The organism is Pseudoalteromonas sp. SG44-1 (assembly GCF_014164315.1).
In the GTDB taxonomy this organism is placed as follows: Bacteria; Pseudomonadota; Gammaproteobacteria; order Enterobacterales; family Alteromonadaceae; genus Pseudoalteromonas; species Pseudoalteromonas rhizosphaerae.
In genome coordinates, this window is the sequence record NZ_JACJEW010000059.1 from 1 (window position 1) to 22,703 (window position 22,703).

Below are 22,703 nucleotides of genomic sequence, written 5' to 3' on the forward strand. Positions count from 1 at the left end.
CTGCTGGCGAGGGTCGTCAATTGATTCGAAATATTTAAATAGTTGAATATCAGGCATGGGGGCTCCTTAAAAAGGAGTATAAGATCATACTTTTAAGTCAAGGTAAAGTTCGTGATCTTGCCCTGACCCTAAACCGCCTACGCTATAATAATTTCATATCTAGCCTTGTTATTTTTTACGTATATCTGTTAATATCCTCCGCGAACTTTATTTGCCCTAAATAAAGAATAATCATATACGGATTTATGAACATGAAAAAACTAATCGCAGTAGCAGCTCTATCTTTACTTCCTTTCTCAAATGCAATGGCTGACCAAGATATTGGTTGTGGTCTTGGTTCAATGTTATTTGCTGGTCAGCAAGGTAAAGGCGTGAAAATTTTAGGCGCTACAACTAACGGTACATCAGGTAACCAAACTTTTGGTATCACTTTTGGTACTCTAGGTTGTGATGGTACTGGTACAGTAACCTCTTCAGAAAAAATTGCTTTATTCATCGACGGTAACATGGAGCAACTTGCTCGTGATATGTCAAAAGGTGAAGGCGAAACTTTAGCTACTCTAGCTGAAGCTTGGGGCGTTGCAGATCAAGATAAAGCAGCGTTTAATGCGCTAGCTCAAGCACAGTATTCTTCAGTATTCACTTCTGAAAATGTGACTTCACAAACAGTTTTAGAAAACCTAAACACTGTAATTGCAAGTGATGCAAAACTTGCTTCTTATACTCTTTCTTAATCAGCTAAATTAGCCGGTTTTTATACGTATAAATAAAGCCGCTGGGGTTTATCTCTAGCGGCTTTTATTAGTGATTATGAAAAAAATATTATTTGTTTTACTAATTGCACTGTTCAGTGCTTACTCAAACGCTAAAAGTATTGAAATTAATACATTAGCAACAGATCCATACTGGCTTAAACTGGGTCACTATCGTCCGACGACGCTAGGTGGTTGGAAAAGTGAAGTAGACAGTGTTAAGTTTTTTTTATCCCCTAAAGGAAAGGTAAGCCCAAGGGATGAGCTCAACACCACTATTAACGCATTTAATGGCGATAATAGCCTCCCTCAACAAACACAACAAACTCGGTGCCAATTTCCTGCACGTTACACGTGGCTTAAAACAAAAATAAAAAATAACTGGCCAGAACTTAATTGCCCAGATCTACAAACTTGGCAAAAAATTATAAACCCTAAGGGCGTTACTTTAGTCTTTCCAACTGCATTTATGAATAGTCCATCATCAATGTTTGGCCATACCTTGTTACGTATTGATGCAAAGGATCAAACTCGGCATAAAGAATTACTCGCATTTGCCGTTAATTTTGCAGCAGAGCCAGATGGTTCTGATAATGCTGCAATGTATGCATTAAAAGGCTTAATTGGTAGCTATCCGGGCAAATTTTCACTGATGCCGTATTATAAAAAAGTACGCGAGTATAATGATTTAGAATCTCGTGATATTTGGGAATACAAACTTAATTTATCCGAGGAGCAAGTTAAGCTTATTTTATTACATCTATGGGAGCTACAATTAGCCACTTTTGATTACTTTTTTATAGATGAAAACTGCTCTTATCAGCTGCTCGCATTATTACAACTGGCAAAAAACGATCTCAATTTAACATCCTCATTTGACTTACAAGCCATTCCATCTGATACCGTTGCGGTACTTAGAAATAATAACTTGTTACAAACACCTAATTATCGTCCTGCGTTTGGTACTAAACTGTATCATTATTCTACTCAAATGACTGACGAGCAACTTAGTGATGCAAGAGCGCTTATGCAAGGTGGATCACTCAATACCCGAAACTACTCCGAATCACAATTGGTCGCTATATTAGAAATGGCCTATGAGTGGTTAAATTTTGAGTTTTACGATAAAAATTTAAACCGTGAAGAAATTGCCCCACGACTTGCTAAGTTACTCCTCATGCGTAGCAAATATAAAATAGCTTCGCCATTTACCAAACCAAATCGACCTGCAGCCTCTCCAGAGCAAGGTCATGGTTCTTCTAAAATAACGCTAGCAAGAACCCATTATAATCAACAAAGTGATTTAACAAGTTTTGCATATCGCCTCGCATACCATGACTTACTAGACACCTCTGCTGGGTTTATTCCTGGTGCTCAAATTAGCTTTTTTGATATTGAAGGCGCTATAAAAGATAACGGTAACACTCAGCTAGAACATTTTTATCTATTAGATGCAATGTCACTTGCACCCGATAACCGGATTTTTGATAGCTGGTCATGGAACCTTAAAATGGGCTTTGATCGACAGCCAAATAATGACTTTCAACAAGGCCGCTGGTTTACTAAAGGTGGCTATGGAAAATCAATCGGCAACCCAAACACCCTTCATGGCTATTTATTAGCACAAGTTGAGTTTAACAATGGCGATATAACGGATAAGTTAACAACGGGGTTTGGCACAGAAGCTGGTGTTATTTGGCAAATCAATAATAGTCATAAGCTTGCCCTTACAACAAATATAATGTGGCTTGTCGATGCAGACGTAGATAATCACGCTGATCTAACATTAAAATGGAATTACGCTTTGTCACGAAATTTATCTATACGCACAGAGCTAAAAAACCAGCGATGGTATACAAGCAGTACGTCGGCTAAACTAGCCATTCAATATTACTTTTAATCACTGGGTTTTACGGAGCTTGTTGGGTAACCAAACAGCACGTTTAACTTGGCTTTTAACCCTTTAGCTTGGTAGGTACTTTTAAATAAATACTGCCACTGATGAAAGGTGATTTTGATTGGGTTATTACTGTTTAATTGACCAATAATGCCGTATTTACAGGGCTTGTTTTCATCCTCTTCTACATAAGTGCCAAATAATTTATCCCAAATAATTAAAACGCCAGCGAAGTTTTTATCTAAGTAGCCATTATTTATAGCGTGGTGCACCCGATGATGCGATGGGGTATTAAATAATGCTTCAAACCAACCGAGCTTTTTTACCACTTGCGTGTGTACAAAAAATTGATAAGCCAAATTAAGTGCCACCACCGCAAAAACAATCACAGGCTCAAAGCCTATTAATATCATCGGCAACCAAAATAGCCACATTCCCGCCAGCGGATACATTAAACTTTGCCTAAATGCCGTGGTAAAGTTCATTTTAGTAGAACTATGATGCACTACATGAGCGGCCCATAACCAATGAATATGGTGTGATGCACGATGAAACCAATAGTATAAAAAGTCTTGCAGTAAAAAAGCGCCTAATACAGTAAATAGCGTCAATTCAATATCAAATAGCCGAAACTGATACAACCAATAAAAAAACGGCATTAATAATAATAACGCAATGGCATCAGCGCCTTGATGTAATAAAGCAAGTAACGCGTTGGCTAAGCTGTCTTTTATATCGTAGTAACGTCTAAATTTTATAAACTCAACCCCTACAAACAGCAAAAAAATAGGGCTCAGTGCCAATAAAATAATTTCAATGCTCATGGCGTTTGCTCCTGAAAATAGCTGGCTATTTTTTTAAGTGCTTGGCTAACATCTTTTTTTATAAAAAAAGCCAGTATAAAATTGGGTAACCACAAAGGCGCAATGCAACGAATATGGTAGCTGATCTCGGTGAGTGATGGCTGAGCATTATTGGCTTTTAAGTAAATATCACCACGGTGCTGTGCAACGGGTTTATCCCCTAAAATGCGGTAACAAATGTGGCTATTATCGGCCGTTATTATTTGCTCCTTAAATGTTGTACCTTGCATTTTTATTTGTCTAATGGTGCCTTTTCCACCACTTATTTCACCTGAGTCTTGCGGTGTTAACACTTCAAACTGCGCATTAAAAAAGCGCCCCAAATCAGCATGCGCTAATAATAAGGTGCATAATTGTTCAGGTGTTGCTGCCACACTATGTTTAACGTTTATCTCAATCATTGTGTGCCCCATATTATTTTTATAGATCTCTAGCATATAAAAATATTGCATGGCAAACTTGCGATTAGATGACTATTTTTTAGCTTTAGGCGACAAATGAAAACCTTAGCCGATCATTACTTTTCTAGCTGTTTGGATTATCTTCAAAGCACAGGATTAGATAGCCAAGAGATACTAACTGCCATTGAATTTGATGAATATACAAATAAGCAAACACAACAATTAGCGCCTCGTATTAGCTTAAAAAGCTATAATGCGCTGCTTAGTTATGCACAGCAAACGCTAAATGACTCCTTATTCGGGTTTGAATTAGGAAAACAAATACGTACCGCTGATTTTGGTGTACTTGGGTATTTAATTGAATCGAGTACTAATCTAGCCAGTGCCATTACTGCACTACTGAGCTACGACAGTTTAGTGGCTAACATAGGGCGTGCTGAGTTTGAACAGCAACAAACACTTTGCAAGGTAACCTGGTTAGCAGACCCACAGTGCAGTCCACAAGCCGTATTACGAAATATGACCGCGTGGGTAAGTGTTATACGCCAACTGCTTAATCCTCAGCTTTCGCCTAGTTGCGTTTATTTTACAGCACATTTTTCAGACAGTGAGTTACAACAATTAGCGCAATGGTTTAATTGCCCAGTAAAAGCTGGCGCTAACTTTAATCAAGTAGAGTTTCCAAGTAGTTACTTAACCCTTCCTTTTAAAACCGATAACTCCCAGATTAACGCTGTGCTAAAGCAAATGTCAGAGCAACAGCTATCCCAGTTTAAAAGTCAGCAATTATTAACAGAAAAAATTAATCATATTTTAATGGCTAAATATGATTTGCAGGACTGTTCACTGATCAGAACGGCTAGTGCTTTAAATATGACCCCGCGCACAGTGCAACGTCATCTAAAGCAAGAAAACACCAATTTTGCCGCTCTTCTTGAGCGAGAGCAAAAACGCCGTTTGTTAACATATATTCCTCATTATTCGCTAAGCAGTATTGCAACTATGTTGGGGTTTAATGATCAAAGCTCTTTTAATCGCGCCTTTAAGCGCTGGTATCAATGCTCACCTCGTCAATTTATAAAAAACAATAATTAAACAATTTGATTACCTAAAACACACATTTAACGTGTACCTTTTTATTAATTTTATTTACACTAGCCTCATGTATTGCTTTAAAGACAATTATTTATGCGTTTGCGTATGATGTTAACTGTTTTTGTATTGGTTTTTTATAGTGCGGTCTGTCACGCAAACCCGGTTACCTTCATCGCTGAAGATTTGCCCCCTTATCATTTTAAAAACCCTCAAGGTGAAGCGCAGGGTGCCTTAGTAGATATCGCTAAAGCAGTATTAAAAGGCACGGCTTTAACAGCAACGTTTGAAATAATGCCGATGGCGCGTATGTTTCAACAACAACAAGCCAATCCTAATGCCATCATGCTGTCACTGTTAAAAACACCAAACAGAAACAGCCAGTTTAAGTGGCTGGGAAAAGTGTATTTTGCAGATGCATACCTAGTAAGTTTACGCAGTCATAACGATGAAGTGATTCACTTAAACTTTGCCAAAGAATATAAAGTAGCCACTATTCGCGGTTATTCTGCACAAGCTTATTTAGAAGCTCAAGGCTTTACTGAAAGTGAGAATCTAGTCTTAGTGAGTTACTACCAGCAGCTATGGAGAATGCTGTATAAAAATCGTATCGATTTTGTGGTGACTAACACCCTCACCCTTGAAAACGAGTTAAAGCGAGCAGGGCTCGACCCAAGCTTAATTACTAAGCGTATACACTTAGATGAGCTACCTTCTTCTCTTCACTTTGCAGCAAGTAAGCAGCTTAACCCGCAAACAGCGAAAATTATTACTGATAGATTAAACGCTATAAAAGAAAGCGGTGAATACCAACAAATTTTAAATAAATGGCAACTCCCTATTCCAACGCGCCTTTAGTATTGAGTAGGTAAAACGCCTTGCGTTAAGTAATTTTTCAATGAAGTAAATAAAGGTGAAGGTAAGTTATTAATATCGCACCAACGCCACTGTAAACATTTGTTAGGCTCTTTATTCACAGGCTCGCCACCTTCATACTTTGCCCGTACATATAAAGTAATATAGTGCTTGTTCTCGGCGCTAAATATATCGTTGGTAAAATCGAGTTTACGAATATTAGTAACAGTAAGCCCTGTCTCTTCTGCTACTTCGCGCACTGCACATTGCTCAACCGTTTCACCAAATTCTAAATGCCCCCCAGGGGTTGCCCAAGTATTTGCACCATGTGCGCCTATTCGCTCACCGAGTAAAATTTTATTATCATGCATTACTATCACTGCAACGCCTACTCTGACAACTTGACTCATTATTACCACATTAAATAGTTCATCATTTTTATATGTTACCTCATTTAAATCATCAAACTAGTCGTTAGTTCGTTATAAACCATAGCGTTAGCTAAAAACCACACAATCCGTTCATTATTTAACCGACCATAGTCGAATATCACTCCTGATAAAAAGCGCTTAGTTTTAAATAAAGTTATATTAAATTTTGCTCAGGAGCCTTTATGTCAGGTGAATACAAACAACACTACAACGAGTTTAAACAAAACCCGGCAGCGTTTTGGTTATCGCAAAGTAAACGCCTCCCTTGGTACCAGGCTCCCGAAACAGCTTACACACAAGATGAAAACGGTTTATATCACTGGTTTGCGGACGGCCAACTTAATAGCTGCTTTTTAGCGGTAGATCAGCATGTTATTGCCGGCCATGGTGATGAAACAGCGTTAATTTATGACTCACCCGTAACCCATACCGCGCGCAGCTACAGCTACTTTGAACTACAACAAGAGGTCGCTAAATTCGCAGGAGTAATGCAGTCTTTAGGCGTAACAAAAGGCGACCGCGTGGTTATTTATATGCCCATGATCCCCGAGGCCGTAATTGGTATGTTAGCCTGCGCCCGCATCGGCGCTATTCATTCGGTCGTTTTTGGCGGGTTTGCAGCACATGAGCTTGCCGTAAGAATTGATGACGCCAAGCCTAAGTTAGTACTCAGTGCTTCTTGCGGTGTAGAAGTGAATACCGTAATTGAATACAAAGAGTTACTTGATAACGCCCTCGAATCAGCCTCGTATAAAGTAGAACATTGTATTATTTATCAGCGTGAGCAAGTAACTGCACCACTTATGCCTGAGCGTGATATTGACTGGGCTGTTGCAATGCAAACAGCTACTGTTGTTGATCCTGTTCCGGTAAGTGGCGATCACCCGCTTTATATTTTATACACGTCAGGCACAACGGGTACTCCCAAGGGGGTTGTTCGTGAAAATGGCGGCCATGCCGTGGCCATGCATTACAGCATGGAAACCGTATACGGAATGAAACCTGGTGACGTGTTTTTGGCCGCTTCAGATATTGGTTGGGTTGTAGGCCATTCGTACATAGTGTATGCCCCGCTTATGTACCGCTGCGCCACTGTTTTATTTGAAGGTAAACCGGTTAGAACCCCAGATGCCAGTGCATTTTGGCGAGTGGTTGAACAGTATAAAGTAACGGCTTTATTTAGCGCACCGACAGCCTTTAGAGCGATAAAAAAAGAAGACCCCAATGCCGATGGGTTTAAACAATACGATACTTCAAGTCTGAAACGCTTGTTTTTAGCAGGCGAGCGCTTAGATCCCCCCACCTACGATTGGCTCAAAGAAAAAACAGGCCTACCTGTGCTTGATCATTGGTGGCAAACCGAAACTGGTTGGGCGATAGCCTGTAATCCTGTCGGCATTGAGCACCTACCTACAAAAGCAGGCAGTTCAACGGTTGCGACTCCTGGGTTTGACGTACGTATTTTAGATATGAATGGTGATGAATGCGCCCCCAATGAACAAGGTGCAGTCGTTATTAAACTGCCTTTACCGCCTGGGTGTTTACCTACTATTTGGCAAAATACTGAGCGCTTTAAGGCCGGTTATTTAAGTGAATATGAAGGCTATTATCTTTCTGGCGACGGCGGTTATATTGATGATGATGGCTACCTATTTATTATGGGCCGCACCGATGATGTGATTAATGTCGCGGGACATCGTTTATCAACCGGTGAAATGGAAGAAATTGTAGCCGCTCACCCAGCCGTTGCTGAGTGTGCCGTATTTGGTGTTAATGATGCGCTCAAGGGTCAAAACCCCATGGCCATGGTAGTATTAAAAAATGATTTTCATGGCTCGCATAAAGAAGTAGAGCAGCAATTGGTGCAAACCGTGCGTAATCAAATCGGCGCTATTGCGTGTCTTAAAAATATTATGTGTGTAGAGCGCTTACCAAAAACACGCTCAGGTAAAATTTTACGCAAAAACTTACGTCAACTTATTGATGGTGAAGAACTGCAAATTCCATCAACCATTGACGATCCGAGTATTTTTGAGGAGTTAACTCTGCAACTTGCTGAAAATAAAATATAAATATTATTTTTAAAAAGTCTATTTAAGCGCGGCTTAAATAGACTTTTCTCGCCCCATCTGCTTAACTAGATTTCATTAAATAGATGAAACTCACGCAAATAAATCTCTTGGGAATATAAATGACTGAAATACGATCGCAGCTGCGAGAATTTTTACTGCAATGGTTTAGTCTTTATTTTCCTGGGAGTGCGCATTTATGGTACAACATATTAGTACTGTGCTGGGTTGGCTTATTTGCGCTCATATTGCACCTCATCTTAAGGTCAGTTTCAAAACGACTACTTAAAGGCCGCTTTAGTGATAAAGTTGTTCAAACCGATACCCACACGCCTGCCGACTTAGCGCTTAAATTAACACGTAATATTTCCTTTGTTTTACAAGGTGCTGTGGTTGTTATACAAGCTAGGCTCTGGGTTCCAGAAGGAACCGCTTTTTTACATATCATTGAGATGTTTACTGATCAGTGGATCATTTTATTTGCACTGCTCTCGCTGTTCTCTTTGCTCAATATTTTTCAAGCAATATCTGACAGGCAACCCATTGCAGCTCACTTTCCATTACGTGGTTTTTTACAAACAATTAAACTGATCGCCAGCGTATTAACCGGTATTTTAGCGATTTCATTATTAATGAATAAATCCCCGTTAATATTACTCAGTGGTTTAGGTGCGCTATCGGCTGTACTGCTACTGGTGTTTAAAGACGCTATTTTAGGGCTGGTGGCCGGTATTCAGCTCTCAGCAAACAATATGCTTGCGGTTGGTGATTGGTTAGAAATGCCCAAATACGGCGCAGATGGCGATGTGATTGATATAGCCTTGACCACAGTTAAAGTAAGAAATTGGGATAAAACCATTACCACTATTCCAACCTATGCGCTAATTTCTGACTCATTTAAAAACTGGCGCGGTATGTCAGAATCCGGTGGGCGGCGCATAAAACGGAGTATCCATATAGAAATGAGCAGTGTGCGCTTTTTAGATGAGCAAGAGATCACCGCGCTGAAAAAAGCAGATTTATTAAGTCACTACCTCGAAATTACCCTACCGGCTATTAACGAGCAAAATACCACGAAAAAAATAGATATGAGCTGTACGTTAAATGGTCGTCGGCTCACTAATGTTGGCACATTTCGTCATTATTTAGTCGCGTTATTAAAACATCACCCACATATTCATCAGGGAATGACACTGATGGTAAGGCAGCTAGAGCCAACTAAAAATGGCTTACCCATTGAGATTTATGCATTTACCAATACAACTAATTGGGGTGAGTATGAAAATATTCAGTCAGATATATTTGACCATATATTAGCGATATTACCCGCCTTTTCGTTACGTGCCCATGAGGCACCAACAGGGAACGATATTCGTCAACTAATTAAATAGTCACTAAATCCGTTTTAATTGCGCTATTAACCACTGGTGAATATCGCTGTTATTTGAACGTGGATGCCACGCTGCAATCACCTTAAATGGCGGTGGTAATAATTCAACTTCAAGCTGTTTCACTTTGGCGTTTGGCAGTAAACGCGATGGGTAAAAAGCAATTAAGTCAGTACTGCAAAGCAAATCGGGGACAAATGAAAAGCCAGGCACTGACATAACAATATTGCGCGCATAGCCCTTATCAGCAAACCATTGGTCGTGAGAGCCTCGTAAGTTAGCACGTGACGCTGAAACCACTAATTGAGGGTGTGCGGCCACTTCAGCAAGGCTCAACGTCGATGAAGAAAACACCGTGTTTTTCCCCGCAATACAAATATGTTGTTCTTCAAATAATGTGTCATAGATTAAGTTTGCAGGGATAAATTCAGGAAAACTAATTAATAAATCCAGCTCTCCTGCACTTATTAATTGATTAACATTATCAGAGGCAAAGTCACGAATAATCAGCTTTAATCCTGGCGCTTCGCGTCTTGTTATTTCTAATAATTGTGGCAAAAGAGCTGCTATAGCGTAATCAGTCGCACTTATTGTAAATACGCCCTTGTAACTACTTGGGGTAAATTGTTTAGGTATTAATAACGCTTCTACCTGAATTAATATTTGATTAACGGGCTTCTCTAGTGCAATTGCTTTAGGTGTTGCAACCATTGTATTGCCTTGGCGAATAAAAAGCCGATCGTCAAATAAGTCACGCAATTTTCGCAGCTGCTCACTAATAGCCTGCTGGGTTAAGCCCATTTTGCGCGCCACATCCGACACATTTTTTAGTTTAAGTAACGCACTCAATATTCGTAATTGTTTTATATCAAGCCGAGATATACCATTCATAATTGTATCTTAAACAAAAAAGCACTGTTTCAAATTGTACCTTTTAATCCCTATGCTCACCAGCATTGTAATTGGCGCTAAACAGCATTATTAATTTAAAAGGTATTAAAATGAGTCAACCAAGTAAAAATATCGACAGTCTATTTTCATCAATCAATTTAGGCCCACACACGCTTAAAAACCGTATTGTAATGCCGCCACTTACACGTTCACGTAGCACGGTTCCTGGCAATATCCCCAACGAGGTGATGGCCACATATTATGCACAGCGTGCTAGTGCTGGTTTTATGGTTACCGAAGGCACTCAAATTGAACCAAGAGGACAAGGGTATGCCTGGACACCAGGCATTCATTCTAATCAACAAATAGCTGGTTGGAAAAAAGTAACTGATGCAGTACATGCAGAAGGTGGAATTATTTTTGCCCAACTTTGGCACGTTGGCCGCGTTTCACATACTAGCTTACAGCCTAATGAAGCCAAACCTATTGCTCCCTCAGCTCTAACAGCTGATAGCGTTAAAGTCTTTATTGAAACAGGACCGGCTCAAGGCGCTTTAGCCGATCCAAGTGAACCACAAGCTTTAACAACCGATGAAGTAAAAGAGCTTGTTGGCATGTATGCACAAGCTGCCCGTAATGCGCTAGAAGCGGGGTTTGATGGCGTAGAACTGCATTGTGCTAATGGGTATTTAGTAAATCAGTTTATTTCTGAGCACACCAATAAACGAGATGATGAATACGGCGGCTCTCTTACTAATCGCCTGCGCTTTTTAAAAGAAATTGTCACGGCAGTAAGTGACGTAGTAGGCCCTGAGCGCTTAGGGGTTAGATTTGCGCCCTTATTTAGCAGTACTGATGAAACCCGTGTTTATTTAGGGTTAGTAGAATCAAACCCGCACCATACCTACATTGAAGCGATTAAAGTACTTGAACAAGCCGGTATTGCCTACCTCTCAATTGCAGAAGCTGATTGGGACAATGCCCCTGACTTACCAGAGCAATTTTATCAAGCAGCTAGAGCTGAATTTTCTGGGCGTATTATTTACGCTGGAAAGTACACCGTTGAAAAAGCGGTGGCGATGTTAGCTAAGGGCTACGGTGATTTATTTGCTTTTGGTCGCCCTTTTATTGCAAACCCTGATTTACCAGCGCGCATAAAAAATCAATGGCCATTAAATGAAGCCGATGCAGCCACTATGTATGGCGGGACTGAGCAAGGTTACAGTGACTATCCTTGCTATAAAAATGATTGATAAAAATAACGGAGTAAGAGGCAGCTTAAGTTAAAAATAAATGACCCAAACATGCAGCCCATGTTTGGGTCATTACAGGGTATTACTGCTTTTTATCTATCACCATTTTTAGTTCATTTAATGCAGCAACCGAAAAACCCCGATCATAAAAGTAAATAATCTTACCGCTACCATCAATTAATACGATGCGGCTATTATTCGGATTTTCATTACCAGTGAACGCTTGTACTGCATCACCGTCTTTATAAATAGTGATCACCCCGCCCCACAGTTCTTTAGGAATGCCTTTTCTCATACCGCTATCAATAAAAGTACTAAACATACGCGGCACCATGCCTTGAATTGTGGGTAACTCATAAGCGGTGACGTTTATGCCACTCATATCCAAGCCAATAAGCCAGCGATCAATATCAAATTGACTATCTTGTTTATACCCAATTAACAGTAATGTCTGTGCGTTGTTAAAGTCTGTAGGGATAGTAAATTGCTGTTGCTCCAAGCTTTCACCACTGATAGTTGGAAACTGTTTACCGACTAAGTTCTGATTTGGGTATTGACTCGAACACCCACTTAAAAAAATAAAAAACATTAAACCAACAACTGATCGCAACATCTCTGTTCTCACTATTAATTAATAAACGATTAGGAAAAATTCTTTTGAATACAAATTTTTGATACGAATAAACACGCTATTAAGATCTAAATAACAACCAAAGAAGTCCATTCATACTGTTTTTTATCATTGCTTAATTTACCATTGATTATTAGCACCTTTAAATAGAAGCTCAACGGTTATATTTGTGTACAATAGTATTTTTTATACTCAAACATTATTAGCACATATCAATTTGTTCTATAGCATATCAAAAGTGTATTTTCGTTACCCGATACAAAACGCTAAAGTGCCGCGCTTATTCACAGCTTTAAAGAGGATGCTATGTCGCTTGCTGTTTTATTAATGCTGGCATTATTTGTCGGTTTGCTGTTTGCGATTTATCTTTTTTCGCAAAAAAGTAAAACCTTATCTCGCACTGTTTTATTTGGCTTAGTTGTTGGTAGTGCTTTTGGTTTAGCCTTACAATTTTTATTTTCCCACTCCCCAGAGTCTATTAATGACGTTTTAAGTTGGGTAAGTGTTGTTGGTAAAGGCTATGTTGGGCTATTAAAAATGATCATCATGCCATTGGTATTGGTGTTTATGATTGCCGCCGTGGTGAAACTAGAAAACCAAGGCTCTTTGGGCAAAATATCGTTCATTAGTATTGCTGTTTTACTCTTTACTACGGCAATTGCAGCCTTAATTGGTATTGCCGTAACCTATGGCTTTAATTTAAGTATTGAAGGCTTAGTTTCGGGAACCCGTGAGGCAGCAAAAATGAGCACGCTAGAGGGTAAAGCAGCCAATGTAGCTGATTTAAGTGTGCCACAAATGCTATTGAGCTTTATTCCAGAAAATCCATTTGCTGATTTAAGTAACCAACGCTCAACCTCTATAATTGCCGTCGTTATTTTTGGTGTCCTTGTAGGGATTGCCGCACGCAAGGTGATGCTTGAACGTAGCGAACTAGCAGATCCAATTCGCAACGGTGTTAACGCCTTACAAGCCATAGTAATGAACTTAGTAAGAATGGTGATAGCGCTAACGCCTTATGGCGTCGCAGGGTTAATGGCAAGCGTTGTGGCAAACTCAAGTAGCAATGATATTGTTAATTTACTGGCGTTTATTGTGGCTTCCTATGTCGCTATATTATTAATGTTTATTGCTCATGGTTTATTACTTAGCCTAGTTGGTGTGAACCCTAAGAGTTACTTTGAAAAAATTTGGCCAGTACTGACCTTTGCATTTAGCTCGCGTAGTTCAGCAGCCTCTATTCCTATGAATGTGGATGTACAAATTAACCAGCTAAAAGTGCCGCCTGCTATAGCTAACTTATCGGCTTCTTTTGGCGCCACTATTGGCCAAAATGGCTGTGCCGGTATTTACCCAGCCATGCTGGCAATGATGGTAGCACCCAGCGTAGGAATTGATCCGCTGACATTCGAATTTATTTTACCGTTAATTGGCATTGTTGTTATAAGCTCTTTTGGTATTGCCGGAGTAGGTGGTGGCGCAACGTTTGCTGCATTGGTTGTATTACCGACCATGGGATTACCGGTTGAGATAGTCGCGTTACTGATCTCAATTGAGCCATTAATAGACATGGCACGCACCGCATTAAACGTATCAGGGTCAATGACCTCAGGTGTTATAACGAGTAAATTAATTAAAGTGCACTAGATTTTTTGTAGTCGCCCAGCTTTGGCTGGGCTTTTTTATCTGTATTACTCTCTCCGCCTTAAGTAAAAACAATCCATTTATCTAATCACTACAACAAAATCAATCACATTTATAGATTGTAGTAATCGCTTTATTTCGCACACACATTTCAGCCCGATGCTATATTCTTTTCATTGCTTTGTTATTCAGGCTTGATTAAGCCTCACTTGAGCAAACAAATTTACAACTCAATAATTTTTAAAGCGATTGAGATCTCTGTTTAAAGTAGTAATACGCTTTGTATAACGAAATTCGTTAACTTTAAGGAAGCTGACAATGAAAAACCGTTCATTCAATAAAAAAGCGCTTGTTGGATTTATAAGTATGGCACTTATATCCGGCACCGCTGTTTGCCAAGAAAAACCACAAATGTCAAAGCCACAAGGTGCTGTTGGCATGGGTGAAGCTAAAATGGGCGCAACCAGAACAAACCAGTTTTGGTGGCCAGATCAACTTAACCTTTCACCTCTGCGTGATCATGATGAACGCTCAAACCCTTACGGTGCCGACTTTAATTATGCCAAGGCATTTAATAGCCTAGATTTAGACACAGTAAAAAGTGATATTGATGCCCTACTAACACAATCTCAAGATTGGTGGCCGGCGGATTTTGGTAACTATGGGCCATTTTTTATCCGTATGACATGGCACAGCGCAGGCACTTACCGTACGCTTGATGGCCGCGGTGGTGCTGGTGGCGGTCAACAACGTTTTGAACCACTCAACAGCTGGCCAGACAACGTAAGCCTAGATAAAGCCCGTCGTCTACTTTGGCCTATTAAACAAAAATACGGAGAAGCACTTTCATGGTCAGATTTAATCGTATTAGCCGGTAACGTTGCTCTAGAAAACATGGGGTTTGAAACCTATGGTTTTGCCGGCGGCCGGACTGATGACTGGGAACCAGACATGGTTTACTGGGGCCCTGAAGTAGAAATGCTTGCCAGCGACCGTGAAGATGCCAGCGGCAAATTAGAACGCCCATTGGGTGCAACTCACATGGGTTTAATTTACGTAAATCCTGAAGGCCCTAAAGGGGTTCCTGATCCAATCGGTTCAGCTAAAAATATTCGTGTGGCGTTTTCTCGCATGGCCATGAACGACGAGGAAACTCTTGCACTTATCGCAGGTGGCCACACCTTTGGTAAAATGCATGGTGCGCACAAACCGAAAGATTGTGTGGGTGCAGAGCCCGCAGCAGCAGGCATTGAAGAACAAGGGTTAGGCTGGAAAAACAAATGTGGTAAAGGCCACTCTGAAGATACCGTATCAAGTGGTTTAGAAGGCGCATGGACACAAGCTCCTACTCGCTGGTCATCACTGTACCTTAGCAATCTACTTAACTTTGAGTGGAAACAAACTCGCAGCCCAGCGGGTGCCATTCAGTGGATCCCAACCGACGAATCTATGCACAAAACCGTGCCTGATGCTCATGTGAAAGGTAAGTTTAATTCACCAGTCATGACGACTGCAGATTTAGCACTTAAATTCGATCCAGAATACCGCAAAATTGCTGAACGCTTTTTAAACGACCCTAAAGAGTATCAACTGGCATTTGCTAAAGCATGGTACAAATTGACTCACCGAGATATGGGGCCACCACGTAATTTCTTAGGTAAAGAAGTTCCTAAAGAAGACTTAATTTGGCAAGATCCTATTTCAGCAGAGACTCAATCAAACATTGATGCTGGCGCAGTAAAAGAGCTTAAAGCCAGTATTTTAGATTCAGGTCTTAGCGTATCAGAGCTAGTACGTGTTGCATGGGCATCTGCTGCAAGCTACCGTCATTCCGATATGCGCGGTGGTGCTAATGGTGCACGCCTTGCACTTGCACCACAAAAAGACTGGGCTGTGAATAATCCAGCTGAAACAGCAAAAGTAATCAAAACCTTAAAAGCGATTCAAACCGACTTTAATGATAGCTTCTTTAGTAAAAGCCAAGTGTCACTGGCCGACCTGATTGTGTTAGCTGGTAATGCAGCGATTGAAAAAGCAGCTAAAGAAGCCGGTTACAGTGTCACTGTTCCGTTTAATGCTGGCCGTGGCGATGCCACGCAAGCGCAAACTGACGTTAATGCATTTAGTTTATTAGAGCTGCCTGCCGATGGCTTTAGAAACTACTTTGATGCTGAACAAAGCTACAAATCGCCAACTGAAATGCTAATAGATAAAGCAGATCAACTTGATCTAACAGTGCCTGAAATGACGGTATTAGTAGGCGGCTTGCGTTCGCTTGATGCGAACTATAAAGGCACTGACTACGGCGTATTTACTGACAAGCCAGGCACTCTAAATAACGATTTCTTTGTTAATTTATTGGATATGTCTACGGTTTGGAAAAAGTCATCAGATGCGGGGATTTATCAAGGCTTTGATCGTCAATCAGGTGAGAGAAAGTACACAGCCACTTCAGTTGACCTTATCTTTGGTTCAAATTCAGAGCTGCGTGCAGTTGCAGAAGTATATGCCTTTGATACATCAAAGCAAAAGTTTGTAGAAGACTTTGTTGCGGCATGGACTAAAGTAATGAACTTAGACCGTTAATAACCATTAAGTAATGCAACCATAGCGCTGCAATTAATTGCAGCGCTTTTTATGTTGGTTAATCATACTCTTTTATATATTACTGCATTTCTTTGCAGCTAAACATACTGCCCAAACCTTGCTGAGTGTAAGTGCCTATAAAGATAGTCAATAAGCTTCGTCATCACTAAAAACCGTCACTGAAAGCTCTTCATCTATATTTTCAAAAACCAAAAAATTAATAGGCTTACAACAGACTTGGCAGTCCTCAATATATTGTTGATCAACATCTGCCGGATCGAGCAGCACGTCAATATTCTCACCACAATAAGGACATGCTATCGTTTTTTCAGTTAATTGATTCATTGCTATAACCTCACATATTACTTGCTATACCCATTATCATTAGACATATAGTATCAAGGTGCATTTCTTTGTGCAGGCTCTTTGTTGAATTTCTTTGCTGGAGCAATCAGCATACTATATTCACTCATAGTACTGCCGATAACATACTTACACTCAAAGTGTTTTAACAAACAACTTAATTTATTGCTATATTAAACTCATTAAATTTAAGGGTGTTGGGTAAAACGAAAAAGCAACAGGCATAAATATCTTTGCCTAAGATAGTGCATATCTAGCCTCACAAAATTTAGGACATTAAAAGATATTTGCATAAATATATTCAAATTCATCATCTTTTTCATAAAATACGACATCACAAAGGGATCCTTTTGCTCCGCCTCGCTTTTTGCAAACTCAATATTTTTGCGCATATAAGAGCTCAAAATATCTAAATGACTTCAAGGAATTGGGATTTAATTTTTAGCAGCTTAGATTGCACTCCAGCCTCCATAAAAACCTAACGAGCCTGAAGAGTAATTCGTTTTTAATTTATTTTTTATTGATGTATTAACCACAGTCGAATTCCTATTTTGATTCAATCGGTTACTTCTATTTCACGAAAAATATAAAAAGAGGACTTGGTGTTGTTTTAATTGTCATTTTGGAAGGTATTACAGGTGTTTGAGGATATAAAGCGCAGTGCTTTAGAAAAGTAAAAAAGCGCTGCAACAATACAGCGCTTTCATTACTCATAAAAATTATTTGTTTAAGCTTAACCGCTTTATTTAAAAGAAGCCGAGCGGATCTTCGCTGTAGCTTACTAATAAATTTTTAGTTTGTTGGTAATGGTCAAGCGCAAGCTTGTGGGTTTCGCGGCCGATGCCTGATTTTTTATAACCACCAAACGCAGCGTGTGCAGGATACATATGGTAACAGTTGGTCCATACACGGCCTGCTTCTATTTTGCGGCCAAAGTGATAAGCACGGTTCATGTTGCGGCTCCATACCCCTGCGCCTAGACCAAATTCAGAGCTATTAGCCAGTTCGAGTGCTTCGGCTTCGTCTTTAAAGGTCGACATTGAAATCACCGGGCCAAAAATTTCTTCTTGGAATACCCGCATATCGTTAGTGCCTTTTAACAGCGTTGGCTGAATGTAATAACCGCCATTTAGCTCATCTGTTAGTTGCTCTACATTGCCGCCAGTAAGTACTTGTGCGCCTTCTTTTTTGCCAATTTCAATATAGCTGAGAATCTTATCAAACTGTGCTTTAGACGCTTGTGCGCCTACCATGGTTTCACTATCAAGCGGGTTACCGCGTTTAATTTTTAATGTGCGCTCTAAAATACGCTCAATAAACTGCTCGTAAATATCTTCTTGAATAAATAGTCGCGATGGGCAAGTACACACTTCACCTTGGTTAAAGTACGCAAGTACTGCGCCTTCAATGGCTTTACTTAGGAAGGAATCGTCTTTTTCCATTACATCGTTAAAGAAAATATTCGGTGATTTACCACCGAGCTCAACCGTTGATGGAATAATGTTATCAGCGGCACATTTTAAAATGTGTGAGCCAACAGGAGTTGAGCCGGTAAAAGCAATTTTAGCTATACGCGTGCTGGTTGCCAGCGCTTCGCCCGCTTCTTTACCGTAGCCATTTACTACATTAAGCACGCCTGCAGGCAATAAATCACCAATAATTTCCATCAACACTAAAATAGATACTGGTGTTTGTTCAGCCGGTTTGAGTATCACACAGTTACCTGCGGCAAGCGCTGGTGCGAGTTTCCATGCGGCCATTAGAATTGGGAAGTTCCACGGAATGATTTGTCCAACAACGCCCAGTGGCTCATGAAAATGATACGCGACTGTGGTTTCGTCTATCTCGCCAATACTGCCCTCTTGGGCGCGAATACAACCGGCAAAATAACGAAAATGATCTGCCGCCAGTGGGATATCTGCCGCCAATGTTTCGCGAATGGCTTTACCGTTATCCCACGTTTCGGCAACTGCAAGAAGCTCAAGGTTTTGCTCTATCCGATCAGCTATTTTTAATAATATATTACTACGAGCCGTTACTGAAGTTGTACCCCAAGCAGCTTTTGCAGCGTGGGCTTTATCAAGGGCAAGTTCAATATCCGCTTTATCAGAGCGTGGTACTTTACAAAATACTTTACCATTAACGGGGCTAATATTATCAAAGTACTGACCATTTACAGGCTCGACCCACTGTCCGCCAATGTAATTACCGTACTGGGATTTAAAGTTAATAAGTGCGCCGTCGCTGCCAGGATTTGCATAGATCATTGTGTGTGTCCTTTATTCAAAATGTTGCTTTTTAAATTTAATCAAATTGACTAAGTTTGACGGGAGATTGTTGTTTATTTATCCGTCACCTGTTGACATTAGCTTATAAGAAGCATAAAAACTTGATTAGCTGTCCAAAAAACATGTCTGTGCGTCCAAACTCTGTTGGTCGTGTTTAAAGGAAATAAAATGAATACCACGTTATTGACTGAAAAACTGACTAAAAAGCGCCAAGCGGTTGATGTACTGATCGAAAATAAAATTACTTTTGCCTCAGACAACGCCGAGCTGAGCATTTACGACACCTACCAAGACGCACAAAAAGTAGCACTGCATTCCAGCGAACTGCTGTTTTGCGGCATGATCAGCGGTAAAAAAGTGATGCACGTTGCTGACAGTAACTACCATGAAGAATTTTTACCCCAGCAATCATTTGTATTAGCACCCGAACAAGGGGTTTTAATCGACTTCCCAGAAGCATCAATGCAGCAACCTACCACCTGTTTGGCTATCGAAATTAGCCGCGATAAAATCAGCCAAGTAGCTGACGCGCTAAATATGCAGCAGCAAATAAGCAGCGATGATTTTTTTCATTACATTCCAAAGCTGGTGCATACCCAACACAATCAACAAACCCAACAATTACTTGAACGGATGATTGGGTTATTTAGCGAAAACGAGCAAGATCGTCATTATTTAATTGATCTATCAGTAAATGAGTTAATCACTCGATTATTACAACAACAAAGCCGCGATTTAATGCTCGCCAATTGCCAACAAACTATTGCATGCCCATTAACCGATGCCCTACATTTTATTAAAGAACATCTTAATCAAACTTTAGATATCGATACTTTATGTAAAATAGCCTGCATGAGCCGTAGTAAATTTTACCAGCAATTCAAACTCGCCTTTGGGCAAACTCCGGCCATGTGGCAACAACAGCTAAGATTAAAGAGATCTCGCCAACTTCTACAATCAGGACAACAAATAAGTCAAGTTTGCTACGATCTTGGCTTTACCAACCCCAGTCACTTTAGCCGTTTGTTTAAGCAAAAATTTGGTGTTTCACCTAAACAATGCAAGCATTAATATTCATCTATTAAGAATTTTTAACTAAATTAAAAGTTTTTATTGACTCGAACGCAATTGCAGATTATTTTCCCGCTGATGTTTTTATCGGCATAACAATAGCGGCATGCATCCCCTGCACCGTCTGGCGCCAAGCCAACGCATTTTACTGTGTCGCAATTGTGCTAAACCCACCGCGAAACCTAACAGTGACTTCTGCGTGCAAAAGCAGTGACTTGGAATATCAGCCGTTGGGCTAACATTCTTTGTTTTTGTTAAGCAGTTTGAGCCAATTACTCAAATGCTTTTTATTTTGTGAATACTTAAATGCTCGAACCTTCTGCGTTAAGTCTTGTGCCGCCAGTTGTAGTGGTGGTTTTGGCGATCGTGCTACGTCGTCCTATTTTATCTTTGCTGATCGGTGCCCTTGTTGGCCTTGCTATGCTAAATCCTGTTGAAATGCTTAGCAACTTTGCTGCGGCATCGTTAAAAGTAATGGTAGATGAAACAATCGGCTGGCTTATTCTAGTGTGTGGTGGCTTTGGTGCGTTAATCGCATTGCTCGTGCGCACCGGTGGTGCAGCAGCATTTGGTAGTTTTGCGCTGCGCTTTTGTAAAGGCCCACGCTCATCGTTGATCATGACCTTTTTGCTCGGTATCGTGATTTTTATCGACGATTACCTCAATGCGCTTACCGTGGGTGAAACCATGAAACGCATTACTGATAAATTTAAAATCAGCCGTGAAATGCTTGCCTACGTGGTCGACTCTACCGCAGCGCCAATCTGTGTATTAGTGCCGCTGTCTACCTGGGCGGTGTTTTTTGGCGGCTTGTTGGTTGATAACAACATAGCCGTCGAAGGCCAAGGTATTGCTGTGTATATTCAAGCAATACCCTATATGCTGTATGCATGGTTTGCCGTGTTACTTGTGCCATTAGTGGTACTTGGTGTTATCCCTTTATTTGGGCCGATGAAAAAAGCCCAATTACAGGCGATGCAAGAACAACCGCAAGTAGATCCTGCACAGTACAACGAAGTGCAAACTGCCGATGAATACGCAGTAAAAGCCGTTGAAGAAAGCTTTGAAAGCGCAGACAGCCACGGCAAACTGTACAACTTTTTACTGCCTATATTATTGCTCGTTGCGTTCACTGTGTATTTTGACATTGATGTATACAAAGGGTTATTAGCGACATTCGCCGTGACGCTGCCATTTTATATGCTGCAAAAGCTAATGCCATTTGCCGAAATGATTGAAAAAATGCTCGATGGTTTTAAAAGCATGTTGCCAGCAATAGGAACTGTGATCGCCGCATTTATTTTTAAAGATGTGTGCGACCAACTACTATTACCACAGTTTGTAATTGATTCCTTAAGCCCATTCATGACCGCAGGCTATTTACCTGCAGTGGTGTTTTTAGCAATGGCAATTTTGGCGTTTGCTACAGGCTCAAGCTGGGGTATTTTTGCGGTAACAATTCCTATTGTGATGCCTCTGGCAGTCGCGGTTGATGCAAATATACCGCTGGTGATTGGTGCGCTGTTATCTGCCTCATCATTTGGTAGCCAAGCATGTTTTTACTCAGATTCAACTGTCCTTGCAGCACAAGGTTCAGGCTGTAACTTAATGAGTCACGCAATTACTCAATTGCCCTATACACTCATCGCAGCAGCCTGTGCATTTGTCGGGTTTTTAGTGATAGCATAACGACAAAGGTTAAAAATGGTCTAGCTTTTCAGCGCGGGAAATAAATACCCGCGCTAATTTTTTATCAAGGAAAGAATCGGATATAATAACGAAGCTAGAAATTTTGTAAAAGGAGTAATATTTTGCTCTACACTTGCCATTTCTAAAGCTTCCATATATGCCACACAAAAGGACGTATAGCAAGCGTTACATCGCCTTGCTGTTCATCTGGGCTTGAAGGAATATACCAACCTCGCATTACCTCTTTAATGAAGCCATGCTTAGTCAAGCGCTCTCTATCGGTGCGCTCAAGCATTTTCGATTGCACAGCAATAATGCCACTATCTTGCAATAGCTTTAATCGCTCTAGAGAATGTGTAAGCTTTACTGACACTTGATTCATGTTAACACAGCTAGTTTTTGCTGAAGTTGAAAAGTAAGCGTATAGCTAACGACACCTAGCTTTGTTTAATGTTCCAAGGTAGCAGTGGCTCAAGGTTATCTGGCTGCTCAGCAAGGTACTGTAAGCATGTTGATATATAGTTATGCACCACAAGGTC

General features: G+C 40.5%; 19 protein-coding genes. 11 read left to right on the top strand and 8 right to left on the bottom strand.

The genetic code is table 11. The features are described 5' to 3' along the window. Nucleotides 1-251: 251 nt before the first annotated feature. Complete coding sequence (locus tag H5187_RS19400) at nucleotides 252-734, top strand: DUF3015 domain-containing protein (protein ID WP_149980008.1); 483 nt, start codon at nucleotides 252-254, stop codon at nucleotides 732-734. Nucleotides 735-810: 76 nt separating this feature from the next. Further along, nucleotides 811-2,652, top strand: a complete 1,842-nt coding sequence (locus H5187_RS19405) for a DUF4105 domain-containing protein (protein WP_182717558.1) — start codon at nucleotides 811-813, stop codon at nucleotides 2,650-2,652. Here H5187_RS19405 and H5187_RS19410 read toward each other — a convergent pair. Next, a complete protein-coding gene (locus H5187_RS19410; protein ID WP_182717559.1) occupies nucleotides 2,649-3,473 on the bottom strand; it encodes a sterol desaturase family protein in 825 nt (274 codons plus the stop codon). The genes H5187_RS19405 and H5187_RS19410 overlap by 4 nt on opposite strands. Further along, nucleotides 3,470-3,913 carry an SRPBCC family protein gene (locus tag H5187_RS19415; RefSeq protein WP_182798171.1) on the bottom strand — a complete coding sequence of 148 codons (444 nt, stop codon included), beginning with the start codon at nucleotides 3,911-3,913 and terminating at the stop codon, nucleotides 3,470-3,472. The genes H5187_RS19410 and H5187_RS19415 overlap by 4 nt, the downstream gene beginning before the upstream one ends. A gap of 96 nt (nucleotides 3,914-4,009) precedes the next feature. On the opposite strand from H5187_RS19415, the gene H5187_RS19420 reads away from it, so the two are divergent. After that, on the top strand, nucleotides 4,010-5,008 hold the full coding sequence (locus tag H5187_RS19420) for an AraC family transcriptional regulator (protein ID WP_064663881.1): 999 nt from the start codon (nucleotides 4,010-4,012) through the stop codon (nucleotides 5,006-5,008). Nucleotides 5,009-5,101: 93 nt separating this feature from the next. Further along, nucleotides 5,102-5,863 (top strand): ABC transporter substrate-binding protein, encoded by a 762-nt coding sequence (locus H5187_RS19425; protein WP_149980003.1) that lies wholly within the window; start codon nucleotides 5,102-5,104, stop codon nucleotides 5,861-5,863. On the opposite strand, the gene H5187_RS19430 is transcribed toward H5187_RS19425, so the two are convergent. Further along, on the bottom strand, nucleotides 5,860-6,270 hold the full coding sequence (locus H5187_RS19430; protein WP_096038737.1) for an NUDIX hydrolase: 411 nt from the start codon (nucleotides 6,268-6,270) through the stop codon (nucleotides 5,860-5,862). The genes H5187_RS19425 and H5187_RS19430 overlap by 4 nt on opposite strands. A 203-nt stretch (nucleotides 6,271-6,473) precedes the next feature. Between H5187_RS19430 and H5187_RS19435 the strand changes: the two genes are divergently transcribed. Together H5187_RS19435 and H5187_RS19440 are read left to right on the top strand one after the other, a co-directional pair. Continuing rightward, on the top strand, nucleotides 6,474-8,363 hold the full coding sequence (locus H5187_RS19435; protein ID WP_182798172.1) for an AMP-binding protein: 1,890 nt from the start codon (nucleotides 6,474-6,476) through the stop codon (nucleotides 8,361-8,363). Nucleotides 8,364-8,482: 119 nt separating this feature from the next. Then, nucleotides 8,483-9,751 carry a mechanosensitive ion channel family protein gene (locus H5187_RS19440; protein ID WP_182739522.1) on the top strand — a complete coding sequence of 423 codons (1,269 nt, stop codon included), beginning with the start codon at nucleotides 8,483-8,485 and terminating at the stop codon, nucleotides 9,749-9,751. A gap of 3 nt (nucleotides 9,752-9,754) precedes the next feature. Here the strand turns inward: H5187_RS19440 and H5187_RS19445 are convergent, their stop codons facing one another. Next, a complete protein-coding gene (locus H5187_RS19445) occupies nucleotides 9,755-10,639 on the bottom strand; it encodes a LysR family transcriptional regulator (RefSeq protein ID WP_182798173.1) in 885 nt (294 codons plus the stop codon). A 110-nt stretch (nucleotides 10,640-10,749) separates the two neighbouring features. On the opposite strand from H5187_RS19445, the gene H5187_RS19450 reads away from it, so the two are divergent. Then, nucleotides 10,750-11,892, top strand: a complete 1,143-nt coding sequence (locus tag H5187_RS19450) for an alkene reductase (protein ID WP_182798174.1) — start codon at nucleotides 10,750-10,752, stop codon at nucleotides 11,890-11,892. Nucleotides 11,893-11,974: 82 nt separating this feature from the next. Here H5187_RS19450 and H5187_RS19455 read toward each other — a convergent pair whose 3' ends face one another. Beyond that, nucleotides 11,975-12,505, bottom strand: a complete 531-nt coding sequence (locus H5187_RS19455) for a hypothetical protein (RefSeq protein ID WP_145234322.1) — start codon at nucleotides 12,503-12,505, stop codon at nucleotides 11,975-11,977. A gap of 324 nt (nucleotides 12,506-12,829) precedes the next feature. On the opposite strand from H5187_RS19455, the gene H5187_RS19460 reads away from it, so the two are divergent. Beyond that, a complete protein-coding gene (locus tag H5187_RS19460; RefSeq protein ID WP_149979997.1) occupies nucleotides 12,830-14,170 on the top strand; it encodes an L-cystine transporter in 1,341 nt (446 codons plus the stop codon). 315 nt (nucleotides 14,171-14,485) lie between these two features. Further along, nucleotides 14,486-16,753 (top strand): catalase/peroxidase HPI, encoded by a 2,268-nt coding sequence (katG, locus tag H5187_RS19465; RefSeq protein ID WP_182798175.1) that lies wholly within the window; start codon nucleotides 14,486-14,488, stop codon nucleotides 16,751-16,753. 147 nt (nucleotides 16,754-16,900) lie between these two features. Here the strand turns inward: katG and H5187_RS19470 are convergent, their stop codons facing one another. Next, the gene (locus tag H5187_RS19470; protein WP_145234329.1) at nucleotides 16,901-17,098 is read right to left on the bottom strand and encodes a CPXCG motif-containing cysteine-rich protein; all 198 of its coding nucleotides are present in this window, start codon (nucleotides 17,096-17,098) and stop codon (nucleotides 16,901-16,903) included. Between the two features lie 764 nt (nucleotides 17,099-17,862). Next, nucleotides 17,863-19,383, bottom strand: coding sequence for an aldehyde dehydrogenase family protein (locus H5187_RS19475; RefSeq protein WP_145234333.1), 1,521 nt, complete (start codon nucleotides 19,381-19,383; stop codon nucleotides 17,863-17,865). A gap of 189 nt (nucleotides 19,384-19,572) precedes the next feature. Between H5187_RS19475 and H5187_RS19480 the strand changes: the two genes are divergently transcribed. Further along, nucleotides 19,573-20,475 carry an AraC family transcriptional regulator gene (locus H5187_RS19480; RefSeq protein ID WP_182783510.1) on the top strand — a complete coding sequence of 301 codons (903 nt, stop codon included), beginning with the start codon at nucleotides 19,573-19,575 and terminating at the stop codon, nucleotides 20,473-20,475. 306 nt (nucleotides 20,476-20,781) lie between these two features. Next, complete coding sequence (locus tag H5187_RS19485) at nucleotides 20,782-22,164, top strand: Na+/H+ antiporter NhaC family protein (protein ID WP_182717569.1); 1,383 nt, start codon at nucleotides 20,782-20,784, stop codon at nucleotides 22,162-22,164. Nucleotides 22,165-22,306: 142 nt separating this feature from the next. Here the strand turns inward: H5187_RS19485 and H5187_RS19490 are convergent, their stop codons facing one another. Next, nucleotides 22,307-22,546 carry a hypothetical protein gene (locus tag H5187_RS19490; protein WP_182717570.1) on the bottom strand — a complete coding sequence of 80 codons (240 nt, stop codon included), beginning with the start codon at nucleotides 22,544-22,546 and terminating at the stop codon, nucleotides 22,307-22,309. Between the last annotated feature and the right edge of the window lie 157 nt (nucleotides 22,547-22,703).

What these genes read in the sequence shown, in the direction of transcription:
- H5187_RS19400 (WP_149980008.1), top strand. Translation starts at nt 252, where the DNA reads ATGAAAAAACTAATCGCAGTAGCAGCTCTATCTTTACTTCCTTTCTCA.
- H5187_RS19405 (WP_182717558.1), top strand. Translation starts at nt 811, where the DNA reads ATGAAAAAAATATTATTTGTTTTACTAATTGCACTGTTCAGTGCTTAC.
- H5187_RS19410 (WP_182717559.1), bottom strand. Translation starts at nt 3,473, where the DNA reads ATGAGCATTGAAATTATTTTATTGGCACTGAGCCCTATTTTTTTGCTG.
- H5187_RS19415 (WP_182798171.1), bottom strand. Translation starts at nt 3,913, where the DNA reads ATGATTGAGATAAACGTTAAACATAGTGTGGCAGCAACACCTGAACAA.
- H5187_RS19420 (WP_064663881.1), top strand. Translation starts at nt 4,010, where the DNA reads ATGAAAACCTTAGCCGATCATTACTTTTCTAGCTGTTTGGATTATCTT.
- H5187_RS19425 (WP_149980003.1), top strand. Translation starts at nt 5,102, where the DNA reads ATGCGTTTGCGTATGATGTTAACTGTTTTTGTATTGGTTTTTTATAGT.
- H5187_RS19430 (WP_096038737.1), bottom strand. Translation starts at nt 6,270, where the DNA reads ATGAGTCAAGTTGTCAGAGTAGGCGTTGCAGTGATAGTAATGCATGAT.
- H5187_RS19435 (WP_182798172.1), top strand. Translation starts at nt 6,474, where the DNA reads ATGTCAGGTGAATACAAACAACACTACAACGAGTTTAAACAAAACCCG.
- H5187_RS19440 (WP_182739522.1), top strand. Translation starts at nt 8,483, where the DNA reads ATGACTGAAATACGATCGCAGCTGCGAGAATTTTTACTGCAATGGTTT.
- H5187_RS19445 (WP_182798173.1), bottom strand. Translation starts at nt 10,639, where the DNA reads ATGAATGGTATATCTCGGCTTGATATAAAACAATTACGAATATTGAGT.
- H5187_RS19450 (WP_182798174.1), top strand. Translation starts at nt 10,750, where the DNA reads ATGAGTCAACCAAGTAAAAATATCGACAGTCTATTTTCATCAATCAAT.
- H5187_RS19455 (WP_145234322.1), bottom strand. Translation starts at nt 12,505, where the DNA reads ATGTTGCGATCAGTTGTTGGTTTAATGTTTTTTATTTTTTTAAGTGGG.
- H5187_RS19460 (WP_149979997.1), top strand. Translation starts at nt 12,830, where the DNA reads ATGTCGCTTGCTGTTTTATTAATGCTGGCATTATTTGTCGGTTTGCTG.
- katG (WP_182798175.1), top strand. Translation starts at nt 14,486, where the DNA reads ATGAAAAACCGTTCATTCAATAAAAAAGCGCTTGTTGGATTTATAAGT.
- H5187_RS19470 (WP_145234329.1), bottom strand. Translation starts at nt 17,098, where the DNA reads ATGAATCAATTAACTGAAAAAACGATAGCATGTCCTTATTGTGGTGAG.
- H5187_RS19475 (WP_145234333.1), bottom strand. Translation starts at nt 19,383, where the DNA reads ATGATCTATGCAAATCCTGGCAGCGACGGCGCACTTATTAACTTTAAA.
- H5187_RS19480 (WP_182783510.1), top strand. Translation starts at nt 19,573, where the DNA reads ATGAATACCACGTTATTGACTGAAAAACTGACTAAAAAGCGCCAAGCG.
- H5187_RS19485 (WP_182717569.1), top strand. Translation starts at nt 20,782, where the DNA reads ATGCTCGAACCTTCTGCGTTAAGTCTTGTGCCGCCAGTTGTAGTGGTG.
- H5187_RS19490 (WP_182717570.1), bottom strand. Translation starts at nt 22,546, where the DNA reads ATGAATCAAGTGTCAGTAAAGCTTACACATTCTCTAGAGCGATTAAAG.